The sequence below is a fragment of the Prosthecobacter sp. genome (assembly GCF_044222345.1).
Classification (GTDB): Bacteria; Verrucomicrobiota; Verrucomicrobiia; order Verrucomicrobiales; family Verrucomicrobiaceae; genus Prosthecobacter.
Map to the genome: position 1 here is coordinate 141113 of NZ_JBGANL010000005.1, position 12367 is coordinate 153479.

The 12367-nt window shown below is 59.1% G+C and carries 8 protein-coding genes; 1 reads left to right on the forward strand and 7 read right to left on the reverse strand.

Translation table 11 applies throughout. From position 1 onward, the window contains the following. Positions 1-31 precede the first annotated feature (31 nt). Entirely contained in the window at positions 32-1618 is a 1587-nt protein-coding gene (locus ACILSL_RS05120; protein ID WP_395730925.1) for a ribonuclease E/G, read from the forward strand. Between the two features lie 2 nt (positions 1619-1620). On the opposite strand, the gene ACILSL_RS05125 is transcribed toward ACILSL_RS05120, so the two are convergent. From ACILSL_RS05125 to bamA, 7 genes are all read right to left on the reverse strand, one after another. Further along, a complete protein-coding gene (locus tag ACILSL_RS05125) occupies positions 1621-4119 on the reverse strand; it encodes a M15 family metallopeptidase (protein ID WP_395730926.1) in 2499 nt (832 codons plus the stop codon). 38 nt (positions 4120-4157) lie between these two features. Continuing rightward, positions 4158-6329 (reverse strand): tetratricopeptide repeat protein, encoded by a 2172-nt coding sequence (locus tag ACILSL_RS05130; RefSeq protein WP_395730927.1) that lies wholly within the window; start codon positions 6327-6329, stop codon positions 4158-4160. A 69-nt stretch (positions 6330-6398) separates the two neighbouring features. Continuing rightward, the gene (locus ACILSL_RS05135) at positions 6399-6986 is read right to left on the reverse strand and encodes a methyltransferase domain-containing protein (RefSeq protein ID WP_395730928.1); all 588 of its coding nucleotides are present in this window, start codon (positions 6984-6986) and stop codon (positions 6399-6401) included. A gap of 3 nt (positions 6987-6989) precedes the next feature. Beyond that, positions 6990-8216 carry a tryptophan synthase subunit beta gene (gene trpB, locus ACILSL_RS05140; protein WP_395730929.1) on the reverse strand — a complete coding sequence of 409 codons (1227 nt, stop codon included), beginning with the start codon at positions 8214-8216 and terminating at the stop codon, positions 6990-6992. Positions 8217-8292: 76 nt separating this feature from the next. After that, entirely contained in the window at positions 8293-9354 is a 1062-nt protein-coding gene (gene lpxD, locus ACILSL_RS05145; RefSeq protein ID WP_395730930.1) for a UDP-3-O-(3-hydroxymyristoyl)glucosamine N-acyltransferase, read from the reverse strand. A gap of 90 nt (positions 9355-9444) precedes the next feature. Next, positions 9445-10080: an OmpH family outer membrane protein gene (locus ACILSL_RS05150; RefSeq protein ID WP_395730931.1), complete on the reverse strand. Its 636-nt coding sequence runs from the start codon at positions 10078-10080 to the stop codon at positions 9445-9447. Positions 10081-10142: 62 nt separating this feature from the next. Next, positions 10143-12362 carry an outer membrane protein assembly factor BamA gene (gene bamA, locus ACILSL_RS05155; RefSeq protein WP_395730932.1) on the reverse strand — a complete coding sequence of 740 codons (2220 nt, stop codon included), beginning with the start codon at positions 12360-12362 and terminating at the stop codon, positions 10143-10145. Positions 12363-12367: the final 5 nt, after the last annotated feature.

The following is a 12367-nucleotide window of genomic DNA, read 5'->3' on the forward strand; positions in this document are numbered from 1 at the left end:
AACTGCATCATTTTCAGGGAGACTTTATATTATGGCATTGACCTTCGTTCAAAGAATCAAAGAACTGCTTACAGGCAAACGCGACATCAAAAGCGGCGTGCGCCTCGTCATCAACTGCGAGAAGTTGGAGAACCGCGTCGCCTTGCTCGACAAGGGCGTCGTCGAAGAATACAACATCGAGCGCGTCGGCACCCAGAGCCTCATTGGCAGCGTGTTTAAAGGCCGCATCCGCAACATTGAGCAGGGTCTCAAGGCCATGTTCATCGACATCGGGTTCGACAAAAACGCCTTCCTGCATTTCTGGGACGCCATTCCGGCGGCGCTGGATGCCGGTCTGGAGGAGATCAACCGTGGCGGCAGCAAAAAGAAAAAGCGCATTGAGGCCAAGGACATCCCCACTCTGTACCCGATCGGTTCGGAGATCATGGTGCAGGTCACCAAAGGTCCCGTGGGCAACAAAGGCCCGCGCGTCACCACCAACATCTCCCTCGCCGGACGTCTGCTGGTCTTGATGCCGCTGAACGACACCTGCGGCATCTCGCGCAAGATCGAAGATCCGAAGGAGCGCTCCCGTCTCCGCAAGATCATCGAAAAAATCAGCCTGCCCGAAGGCATGGGCATCATCCTGCGCACCGAAGCCTCCGGCAAGCGCGCGCGCCACATCGTGCGCGATTTGAACATCCTCCTCGACGAGTGGGACCAGATCGTCGCCAAGCGCGACGGCCAGAACGCGCCCGTCTGCTGCTTTCAGGAGCCTGATCTCGTCGAGCGCACGGTGCGTGATTTTCTCACAGAGGACATCGACGAAGTCGCCTGCGATGACGCCGCCACCGTCGAGCGCATGCAGCGCATGGCGGCCCACATCTCCGGCCGTGCGAAGCGCCGCATCAATTATTACCAAGGGCAGAGCGCCATCTTTGAGCACTACGGCATTCAAAAGCAGATCGACAACGCCTTCTACCGCCAGGTCTGGATGCCGTGCGGGGGCTACATCGTGATCGATCAAACCGAGGCGCTCGTCTCCATTGACGTCAATACGGGCCGCAACAAAGGCCACAAGGACGTCGACAAGCTCCTGCTTGAAACCAATCTCGAAGCCGCCGCCGAAGTCGCGCGGCAGCTCCGCCTGCGCAACATGGGCGGCCTCATCGTGGTGGACTTCATTGACATGAAGCACCGCCGCGATCAGCAGGCCGTGTACAAGCTCATGATTGACCACCTCAAGCGTGACAAGGCGAAGACCCAGGTGCTGCCCATCTCGCAGTTCGGCCTCATGGAGATGACCCGCCAGCGTCTCAATGAGAGCCTCGGCACCACGCTCTACGAACCCTGCCCGTACTGCAAAGGCCACGGCCAGGTCAAGACACCGCTCACCATGAGCGTGGAGCTGCAGCGCCGTCTTGTCTCGGTGCTGGGCCGTGCCAAGGAAGATCAGAAGAGCCTCATCGTCATCGTGCATCCCGAGGTGATGACCCGCCTCAAGACCGAAGATGGTGAGCTGCTGGTCGATCTCGAACGCAAGTATCAGGCGCGACTCACCTTCCGCAGCGATCCTGCTTTCCACCGCGAGCAGATCACGCTGACGAATGCGACCACCGGCGAAGAAGTTCGTCCCTGATCTCAGCGGCCTGAACCGCTGACGCTCAACTCATCCAGATCGAAACTCCCCTGCGCACCTGCTGCGCCGGGGACGATCACGACCTTGCCGATGTGTTGAATCGTGTCCGTCCATGAGAAGCTGCTGGCCGCACGTTTCCAGCCTGCGGCCAATGCTTCGGCATCGTCCCAGTCGTAGCGCAGAGTGGCGACCGCCTTGGTCCACTCAGGCGAGAACTGGGTCTGCGTCTCGAACTGCCACTGCGCGATGTCATTCGCAAACAGCTCGATCATCACACGCCCTCCCGCCTTGGCTGAGCGCACATGGCAGGTGATCTCGGCTCCGTTGCCGCCGATGATCTGGGTCCAGTCACCCGCCAGCGGTGATTCTTTGGCCGTCACCGGAGAGAGGGCAATGGGCAGCGCCCTGCCGCTGCGCGAAACATGAATGTAGCCGCCTTTCGCGCCTCCTGCGGCATGGTGTTCGAGTTGATCGACGCCCTTCCAGCCTTGAGCATCGGTATCGAATGAGATCGTCTGTGTCGTTGCGGGATGGATCACCCGCGTCGCCGACTTCAACGGATTTTTCGCTGGGGGCAGCTCCTGTCTCACCAATTCGCCACCGCTGATGGCATACAGCACAGCATGATTGAGTTCGATTTTGAAACGCGCAGTCGGGTCCTTCAATGTACCCTTGGTCCATTGCAGCGCCGCATCGGTCACGGACATTGAAACAGGTTCTGCCGTATCCAAGACTGTACCCTGTTCATCCACGGCGAGGACACGCAGGCTGCCGCCAGGAGCCACATCGGCAGTTATGCACACCGGCTCCGACGTCAGTCGCAGCGCCCGAGTCAGCACATGGGAGGGCTGGCCGGCCTCGATGGGTGTGTAGCCTGCAAATCCATCAGGACGCAGCGTCGCCAGACAGGGCAGGCAATGACGCTTCCAGCCGGTGTGGGGAAAGTCGTCTCCGCCGTAGAAGATCATGAGTTTGCCGTCTTTCAAAATGGGCGGGCCGGCCATCGCGTAGATGCATTCGCTGTCATAGCTGCCCTTCGCTCCGCGTGGGATGAACGGCGTCCCGGGGGCCACGCGCTGCCATTGCAGGCCGTCGGGACTCCACGCCAGCTCGCAATCGACCGAGCGGTCGCTGCCGACGTGGTACATCATCACAAAGCTCAGATAGAGGCTGCCGTAACGGAACACCGGCATGCAGTAGGTCTGGCTGGCACGGCCTTCTGCAAGGCTGGAGCGCAGGACGAGGCCATCATTTTTCCAGGTGAGGAAGTCGGCGCTCTCGAAGCGCGAGACCAGCCGTTCGCCCAGATAGAGTTTGGTGAACCACAGGTATTTGCCGCTGCGTTCATCCCAGAACGCATTGTTGTGGGTGTCACCGTTCTGTGCGCCGAAGCCGTGGGCGGCCATGGCCTCGCCCCAGTGAATGCCATCGGCTGAGAAACGCACCTGCGGTTTGCCAAGGCCGACATCGCTCACCATTTTGTAGCGTCGTGCCGGATCGGCATCATGCAGGTCTTTGAACACGCCGACATTGGGGCAGTCACGGGCGACGATGTTGTTGGCGCTGCTGCCGGCAAATTTGTGCAGCCCCAGTTCGGGCTTGTCCCAGCGGATGCCATCCCGGGAGGTGGCATACAGCAGATACCAGCCGACATCATGCACCGTGCTGGGCTGATCCATCTGCGCGATGACTTCCTTGTCGGCCAGAACACACTTGTACCAGAGTTTGAAGAGCTGCTCATCTTCGTCCCAGATCACATTGGGATAGAGATTGTTCATCGAATTCTCCCACGGTTTGTCCGCCTGAAACAGCGGATTGGCCGGATGCTTCTGTGGAGTGCCGAGAACAAGTCTGGCATTCACTGCGGCCTCAACCACACGCGGGTCCAGCAGCAGGTGCTTCTGCGCCTGGGGCGTGCCCATCGGAAGGTCCAGGGCCTCATACCTTTCCCAGTCAGCATCGTCAAAATGCCACCATTCGCTTTCGAACAACGCGAAGCCGTGCTTTGTCATCACCTGCTGGAGTTTTTCGCGGTTCTTGAAAATTTCGGGCGGCACCAGTTTGAAATGAGCACCGGCTTTTTCGGAAAAGTCATCGTGCGCCGTCGGCATCGGCAGTTCCACACCACGGGCATCGACGAGGGTTGCATCCACGGCGGCGCCCCGGTTATGCCGCCCACCCTTGGCGGGATCTGCCACGAAGCGCGCATCGGGCAGCGTCCTCCACATCGCCCGCTGGACAGCGAGCGGGCGGTACGCATCCCAGATTTTCAAGCCGAGGCCCTGGGATTTCAATTCCGCTTGTACCAGCGCCAGTTTGGCAGCCGTGGCCGGGCGCAGCCAGGCACGCGCATGCTTGGGATAGAACGCCGTTTTGAAATAATTGTCTGCCGTGGTGTAGCGCAGATCGATCACCAGGTCATCTGCCTTGGTGCCGATTTCAACCAAGGTTTGCGCTGCAAGGCCGGAGACCGCGAATAAGAAAGCGAACAGGGTTTTCATGGCTGAAGAGCGACGGAAACCTTGCGTCCGTCGTCTTCTTAACGCTGCGACACCTTGCCGCCTTCGAGCAGTTTTTCGAGGTTGGGGTCGGGCCGCACACCCTTTTTGATCGCTTCACCGTACTCAGCACGCGCCTTGTCCCACTGCGGCGGATCCCAGGTGATGTAGAGCACGGCCAGATTGAAATGAGCCTCGCCGTAGGCAGGATCAATGGCCAGGGCCGTCTTGAACTCGCGTTCGGCACGTTCCATCAGATTGAGCTTGGTGGCGATGATGCCGAGGTAATGCCGGCCACTGGCGTTGTCAGGACGTTTGGCGAGGCTCTTCTCGAAGTAGGTCATCGCGTCCTTCCAGCGCTCCTGTTTGAAATAGGTGACGCCGAGCGCGAACGAGGCGGGTTCGTTGGTCGGATCGTAGGCCAGCGCCTTCTGCAGGGACACTTCCGCATCGGCATGTTTGTTTTCACGCTGGCGTGTGATGCCCAGGCCGATGAGAGCGGTGACGTTTTTGGGCTCGGCCCGCAGCGCGTCCTGATATTGCTTGGCAGCGCTTTCGAAATCCTTGTCCATGTAGCTTTCGTTGGCCTGGCTGATGAGTTTTTCGACGGAGGTTGGTGCGGGAGGAACTGCCTTTTTATCACTGTCCGGCGATGCGTTGGCGATGAGAGTGGCCTGCACGCCCTTGGGGCCCAGCAGTTCCCGCACGACGGGGTCGGAGAAAAGTTTCTCCTCCTCCGGTGTCAAAATCATCCGCGCGTTCTTCATTTCCTCGACCTGCTTGACGAGATCGTTGGAGGCGCTTTCCATTTTCTGCAGTTCAGCGATCATGAGGTCCTTGGCAGCCTGCTGACGATGCTGGGTACGCAGCTGGCGCATGATGATGCCGCGCAGCATTTCATTTTCCTGGGTGAGCTCAGGTGAAGTGGCGATCTTGCCCTCCATGCCGCCCTGCACTTCCTTGAGCTGCTTTGTCAGCTCGGCCACCTGGGTCTGATAGGTGGCGCTTTCTTTGCGGAGTTCGGCCATCTGGCCCTGCAGACCGGTGAGCTGGCCGCGCAGGGCCACGATTTCCTGATCCTTGCGTCCGACATCCGCCTTCAGCGTTTCCACCTGCTTCTGCGCCTCGGCGATCTCCTTTTTCAAGCGTTCGTTCTCAGCAATGAGGCGCTTCATTTCAGTGCTGCCGGTTTTCTTTTTCAAACCTTCCATCTCAGTCTTCAATCCCAGGCTGAGGGCGCTGGCGGCATCACGTTCTTTGACGGCTGATTCACGCTGTTTCACCGCTTCGTCGCGCTGAGCGACTGCTCCATCACGTTCCTTCACAATTTGGTCACGTTCCTTGAGCAGTTTGTCACGCTCCTGTTGTGCGGCGGCCATTTGTGCGGAGGCATCAGTCAGTTTTTGGGAGGCCTCTTTGGCAGCAGTTTCAGCGGCTGTCAGCCGCTGGGCGTTTTTGCGCATCTCCAGATCCACCGCCATTTTTTCTTCCATCACCTTGGCCAGCTGACCCTGCGCGGCCTGGCCTGCTGCCACCTCCCTGCCCATGGCCAGGATGCTCTGCTCCAAAGCACTGGCCTTTTTGCCGAGGGCGTCATTTTGCTGGCGTGCGGTGGTGATCTCCCCGGAGGCCCACTGGTACCAGTTCTGCCATTTGCCGAGATCGATCTGCTGCTGGTTGTTCTGCGCTTCCAGTTCCAGAACCCGCTTCTTGTGCATCTGCTCCCATTGGCTCAGCAAGTCGTTGAGGCTTGGCAGGGAACCCGGGGTGGTGGGCATGGTGACGGCGGGTTGTGCCAGCACACCGGGAGATGGAATGGTGGCCGCTGCCATCGCAGGGGCCGGAGCCACGGCTGCCGCAGGGGCTGGTGCTGCAGCGGGTGCTGTTGCGGCCGCCTGTGCCTGCAAGGAACGTGACTGCAGCCTTGCAAGAGCGTCTTGAATCTTGTGCTGACGTGCAGCCCGCATTTCCGGCTGCCACGTCGGGTAGTTCCGGGCGATGCTGTCCATGATCTCGCCGGCCTGTTTGAATTTGGTCTGCGCGAGCGTCAAGTCACCGGAGTTTTCGAGAGCGGCGGCTTCATTGTTGAGGACAAAGCCGCGGAAGTACTGGTCGGCCACCTCGCTGCTGGCATCAACGGACTGTGCATGCGACACCGGTGCGGCAAGTACAAGCGCCGCCAGAAGGGTGAGGACGTAAGAAAGGCGATTCATGGAATATTGGGGAAGGGGAAGGAGTTTACCGCTTTGCGGGGTCCTTGTAAATGGTCTTGGCAGCCTGTCTCAGGCCTGCCGCTGCCGCAAGACGGCCACCCAGCGGTCCACGGACTTGCCCGGGGCATCCTGCAGGGCCCGGCTGTTCTTGTTGCGCTTGTTGCTGACGACTTCCATTCCCAGCGACTCCAGCGCACGCAGCGCGAGCCGGTGCTCGACATCGAAATAGCTGGTGATGACCAGCATGCCGTCGGGCCTCAGCTTGGCGATGCCCTGGTCGAAGATCTTCTTCCACAGCTCCTGGCCATGCCAGAAGTTTTGGTGGCGCAGGAAGACCATGTTGAAGTCATCACTCAATTCCTTGTGCTGGTCGATCTTGGTGGCGTCCTCGATCAAAAACTGCGCCGGCAGGTGGCCATGCGTTTCACGGGCCTGCCGGATTTCGCGAATGCGAATGTCCGCGCCGATCATTTCGACCTCGCCGCCCTGGGTGAGTTCGGAACCGACTTTGATCAAGGTCTCTGCTTCATCACAGCGCCCGCAGGCCAGATTGAGGATGCGCATGTCCTTCTGCGCTGCAGGCATATGCGGGGATAGCGAGTCATGCAGCAGCGATTTCAGCTGCGACATGTCTTCGGCTATCGGAGCGGGCAGCATATCTCAAAACTTCAATTCCTCGCCGAAGATCATGCGTGCGGCCTGGGCCACGTCCTTGTCTCCGCGACCGGAAAGATTCGCGAGGATGATCTGGTCTTTGCGCATGGTCGGAGCCACTTTGTGGACTTCGGCGATGGCATGGCTGCTTTCGAGGGCGGGGATGATGCCTTCGACCTGGCTGAGCTCCTGGAACGCGGCGAGCGCCTCGTCATCAGTAGCGTAATTGTAGGTCACACGGCCCTGCTCATGCAGCCAGGCGTGTTCGGGGCCGATGGCGGCGTAGTCGAGTCCGGCGCTGACGCTGTGAGTGAGCTCAATCTGGCCGTCGGCATTGGCCAGCAGCCAGGTCTTGGTGCCTTGAAGAACGCCCAGACGCCCGCCTTGGAAGCGTGCGGCATGGCGCTCGGGGATGATGCCGTCACCGCCGGCTTCGACGCCGGTCATGCGCACATCCTTGTCATTCAGGAATGGGTGGAAGAGGCCGATGCTGTTGCTGCCGCCGCCGACACAAGCGACGAGAAGATCCGGCAGACGCTCCTCACGCTCCAAGATCTGGCGGCGTGCCTCGACGCCGATGATGCGGTGGAAATCACGCACCATCATGGGGAAGGGGTGAGAACCGAGGGCGGAGCCGAGGATGTAATGCGTGGTGCGCACATTGGTCACCCAGTCGCGCATGGCCTCATTCACCGCTTCCTTGAGCGTGGCCTGACCTGCCGTCACGGCGACGACCTTGGCCCCGAGGAACCGCATGCGTGCGACGTTCAGCGCCTGGCGCTCCATGTCCACCTTTCCCATGTAGATGACGCATTCGCAGCCAAAACGTGCGCACACCGTGGCGGTGGCGACACCGTGCTGGCCGGCGCCCGTTTCGGCGATGATGCGCTTCTTGCCGAGGCGTTGTGCCAGCAGGATCTGTCCGAGGGCGTTGTTGATCTTGTGCGCGCCGGTGTGCAGCAGGTCTTCGCGTTTGAGGTAAATTTTGGCACCGCCGAGCTTTTCGGTCCAGCGTTCGGCAAAGTACAGCGGCGTCGGGCGGCCGACATATTCGTGGAGCAGCCGGTCCAGTTCCTTCTGAAAAGCAGGGTCGGCTTTCGCCTTTTCGTAATGATCCGAAAGTTCAGTCAGCGCCGCCATGAGCGTCTCTGGCACGAACATGCCGCCATACTGGCCAAAGTGGCCGTGGCTGTCGGGCATCACGGGAAGGGGAAGGATGGAGGCGGCGGTCATGGGGGGAATGAAAATAGATCGAAGACCTGCCCTTGGCAACGTCTGCGCTGGCTTCAGGCAAAGTTACGCGTCTTGCTCAGGATTGGACCGCGCCGCTTTCGAGGGCGGCGAGTTTTTTTTCCAAGGCGCGCACGCGATCCAGCAAATCAGGGATTTTGGCCGGGAGGCTGAGCATCTTGCGCCCTTCCATGAGCGGACGGGCGGGGTAGCCGGTGTAGGCACCCGCTTCCAGGATGCTTTTGGTGACACCGGATTTGGCAAGAAACATGACCTTGTCGCCAATTTCCAGGTGACCGGCCACGCCGACCTGGCCCCCCATGGTGACGTAGTTGCCCAGGCGGGTGCTGCCTGAGATGCCGGTTTGTGAGACGATGATGCAGTGCTTCCCAAGTGCGCAGTTGTGGCCGATCTGCACCAGATTGTCGATCTTGCAGCCCTCGCCGATCCAGGTGCGGCCGAAGCGGGCGCGGTCAATCGTGGTGCAGGAGCCGATTTCGACATCGTCATCGATCTGTACGATGCCGACTTGATCGATCTTTTGATGACGGCCTTGAACCTGCTCGTAGCCGAAGCCGTCGCTGCCGATCACGGAACCACTATGGAGAATGACACGCTGGCCCAGAATGCAGTATTCCTTGATGATGGCGTTGGCGTGAATGATGCAGTCGGCGCCGAGTTTGACTCCACGACCCAGGTAGACGCCTGCGTGAATGGTGCAGCCATCACCAAGATGAACGCCGCTTTCAACGACGGCATGCGGACCGATGCTGACCTTTTGCGGGTCGTAAACCACGTCACTGGCCACCGTGGCGGTGGGATGCACGCCGGGCACAAATTCAATGGCGGGAGGGCCAAAGAAACGAATGACATGAGAGAAGGCGAAAGTGGGGTTTTTAAGGCGAATGAGCGCAAGACCCTCCCTTGCTTCCTCAGCGTCAAGATCCTCAGGCACGAGGGCGGCGGAGGCACGGGTGGTCTTGAGCGCAGGCAGGTAGCGTGCATTGCCAAGGAAAGTCACTTCACCCGGGCTGGCTTCCAAAATGGAGTTCAGTCCGGAGATAATGGATTCCGGGCTGCCCGCGGTGAGTGTTCCTCCGACGAGTTCAGTGAGTTTCTGAAGTGTGATGGAATGGCTCATGATTGCAGACGAATACAGCTCTACGCTGGAACAAAAAAAGGCACGTCGCAAATGTTTGCGGCGTGCCTTGGAACAACTGACAGCCGCAGGCTATTTTTTGGGTTCCTCAGCCTTGGGCGCCGGAGCGGCGGCTCCTTCTTTCTTGGGCTCGGCACCAGGAGGTGGCGCATCTTTGTTCAATTCGACGATGAGCTGATCGGTGAGATCGGTGGCGGCACCTTCTCTGACGTGCAGAATGATCGGCACCGTGGAAAGGCTGACGCCGGTCTTGTCGAAAACGATGTCGTAGGCATCTGCCTTGGAGCGGTCGCGGACGACGACGAGAATCTCCTCGTACAGGCCCTTGCGGATCTGCATGTCTTCCTGCTTGAGCTGCTGCTGGCGGCGGTCAGCGAATTCCTGCATTTCCATTTCCAGGGCGCGGATTTCCTTCACCTTTTCACCCAGTTCGGCGCCGTATTTGGCACGCTGCTCGGGAGTGATGATCGGATCGCTGGCGATTTTCTGGAGCTTTTGGGCTTCCGCAGCCAGGTTTTTATACGTGTTCTGACGCTCAGTCATTTCCTGGGCGGCTTTTTCGTAATTGGCCTTGTACTTGTCCGCAGCGGTCTTGGTTTTGTGAAATTCCTGGAAGACTTTGGACATGTCGATCACACCGATTTTGAGATCGGCGGCCTGAAGAGTGACGGTGGCGAGGATGAGGGCGATGAACGCGCTGCGAATCATAAGTGTGGGATTTTGAATGAGATTGGAGGGGCAGACAAACAAATTGTCTGAACAACACGCTGCTAGAACTTGTAGCCCATGTTGAACTGGAAGCGGCCACCGTTGCCTGAAGTGGCGTCCTTGCCAATTGGAACCGCATAGTCAACACGGATAGGGCCGACGGGAAGGAAGAGTCGAAGACCGATGCCCGCATCTGAATAGATGGCACCATTGCCATAGGCGGCGCCGGTGGCCCCGCCAATGGAGCCGACGTCACCGAAGAACACCACGCGTGGTGACTTTTCCGTGTTGGCGGTGATGTGCACCGGAACGGAAAATTCGCTGGAGGCATAGATGGATGTCAGACCGCCGATGGGCTCCCCAGTGTTGTCCTTGGGGCCGGCATGACGGTAGGTGAAGCCGCGCAGGTTGTTGGCACCGCCGAGGAACTGACGCTCAAAAATGGGCACCCGGTTGCTGTTCCAGCTGTTGACGACACGGAACATGCCTTCAAAGCTCAGGATGGTGTCTCCAGGCAGGTTGAAATACTGCTGGCCGCCGATGTTGCCGCCGTAAACCGGCACATCACCGCCAAGACCTGACAGAAGGATTCCGGCTTCGATCTTGTGACCGCTGCGGGTGATGAAGACGCTGTCACGCGTGTCGTGCACGAAGTTTGTGTCGATCTTGCTTTGAATATAGGAGCCAGCCTCCTGGGCGATGAGAGCGGAGGCACCGCTGGCAATGCTGCCGATTTGGATCTGCTGCAGGGTGTAGGTGCTCTCAATGTAGGCGTGCTCGCCCAGCCGTTTACGCAAACCGGACGAGACGCCGACGTTGGTTTGGTTGAAGAAGTTGGAGAGGTAATAGAGGTTGTGATAGAACGCTTCAACGGTGAGAGCCAGTTCACGCCCAAGGAACCACGGTTCGGTCCAGCTGACCGTGACGTCACGACGGAGGGCACCCGCACGGATGTTGGCGTTGAAACGCTGGCCACCACCGCGGAAATCCTTCCAGTCGCGGATGTCAAAGTTGGTCTGGGTCACCTGGATGAACCCGGTGATGCTGTCGATGGAGCTGAAACCTGCGCCGAAGTTCACGGTGCCGGTAGACTGCTCCTGCACGTTGATGTCCACATCCTTGTAGCCGGGGGCGGTGGTGGGCGTGTTGCGCATGTCCACCGAGCTGAAGTAGTTCAGGTTTTGCAGACGGCTTTTGCCGGCCTCGATTTTCACGGTGTTGAGCTCCTCACCCGGGGCAAAGGGAAGTTCACGGCGGATCACTTCATCCTTCGTGACCGAGTTGCCGGAAATGTTCACCTTGCTGATGTAGGACTTGGTGCCTTCCGTGATGTTGTAGGCCACCGCGACCTGTCCGGCTCCGGTCTCCAAAATGCTGGTCTCCACACGTGCATCGGCGTAGCCACGGGAGCCGTAGTAGTCTTGAACCATCTTTTCATCAGCCTTGATGAAGCTGCCGACATAAGGGAAGCCGGGTTCAGTCTTGATGCCCTGCATCAAGACTTCGGTGGTGAAAATGGTGTTGCCGGCGATTTTGACCGCCGAGACGTCATACTTGGCGCCCTCATTGATCACATAGACGAGGTCCATCTGCTTGGATGAAACGGGCTCGCGCCGCACCTCTGTCACCTTGGCATAGACGTACCCCTTGTCCTGAAAGGCCTGCTCGATCTTCTTGATGTCTTCCTGCAGATCCTGATTGCTCAGCTTGCCTTTTTTGCCCCACAAGTTCCAGATGTGGTGCTCCTGGGATTTGATGCTGCCGCGGAGCACACGGGACTTGATGGCGGTATTGCCTTCGAAGCGGATGTCATGAATGATGCCGCGCGCGCCCTCGTCGATCTTGAAAGTCACCGTGGAGAACCCTTCACGGGCGGACGGGGTGATGTCATAGCTTGCGATGACATCGGAGAACCCTTTCTTCTCGTACAGTTCCACAATCTTTTGCTGCGCAGCGGAAAGCTTGATGTCATCCACCGGGTCGCCCACTTTGACCGCGATGTCCTTGCGCAGCTTGCTGTTGTCGATGGCGGTGTTGCCAATGAAATTGATCTCTGCAATGCCGCCGCGACCGATGATTTCGACGATGACCTTGACGCCGCCTGGCACGTCCACCGCGCGGATGTCCAGGTTTTCCACCGCGCCTGTGCTGTAGAGCGCACGGATGTCACGTTCCACGGACTCATTGCTGAACGGCTGCCCCACACGGGTGGACAGCTGGCTGCGAATGCGATTTTCATCCAGCTTGACCGCTCCTTTGATGACGACTTGAACATCCTGCACGATCT

What these genes read in the sequence shown, in the direction of transcription:
- trpB (WP_395730929.1), bottom strand. Translation starts at nt 8,216, where the DNA reads ATGACCGCCGCCTCCATCCTTCCCCTTCCCGTGATGCCCGACAGCCAC.
- ACILSL_RS05125 (WP_395730926.1), bottom strand. Translation starts at nt 4,119, where the DNA reads ATGAAAACCCTGTTCGCTTTCTTATTCGCGGTCTCCGGCCTTGCAGCG.
- ACILSL_RS05130 (WP_395730927.1), bottom strand. Translation starts at nt 6,329, where the DNA reads ATGAATCGCCTTTCTTACGTCCTCACCCTTCTGGCGGCGCTTGTACTT.
- ACILSL_RS05150 (WP_395730931.1), bottom strand. Translation starts at nt 10,080, where the DNA reads ATGATTCGCAGCGCGTTCATCGCCCTCATCCTCGCCACCGTCACTCTT.
- lpxD (WP_395730930.1), bottom strand. Translation starts at nt 9,354, where the DNA reads ATGAGCCATTCCATCACACTTCAGAAACTCACTGAACTCGTCGGAGGA.
- ACILSL_RS05135 (WP_395730928.1), bottom strand. Translation starts at nt 6,986, where the DNA reads ATGCTGCCCGCTCCGATAGCCGAAGACATGTCGCAGCTGAAATCGCTG.
- ACILSL_RS05120 (WP_395730925.1), top strand. Translation starts at nt 32, where the DNA reads ATGGCATTGACCTTCGTTCAAAGAATCAAAGAACTGCTTACAGGCAAA.